General features: G+C 27.4%; 1 protein-coding gene. It reads left to right on the plus strand.

Annotated features, from left to right (window positions below):
- A partial coding sequence (locus SB754_RS23355) for a hypothetical protein (RefSeq protein WP_410784614.1) occupies nt 1-192 on the plus strand: 192 nt, incomplete at its 5' end.
- Between the last annotated feature and the right edge of the window lie 38 nt (nt 193-230).

The following is a 230-nucleotide window of genomic DNA, read 5'->3' on the forward strand; positions in this document are numbered from 1 at the left end:
CCAATTAAAATGGATATTATAGCTTCTAGTCTTGAAAAAGGAAAAGCTGTCGAAAAAGGAAGACTGTTAGCGATAGTAGATTTTATAAATAATGATGAAATTAAAATCAACCTTAGCCTAAATCAAACCAGAGCTACAGAATTTAATGAAACTAATGAAGACAATACAATTTTATTGCAGAGAGACAAATAATCGTTTGGTAATTTATATTAACAACAACTCTTAAAAAT

This window comes from Leifsonia sp. SIMBA_070, assembly GCF_046534635.1.
Classification (GTDB): Bacteria; Actinomycetota; Actinomycetes; order Actinomycetales; family Microbacteriaceae; genus Leifsonia.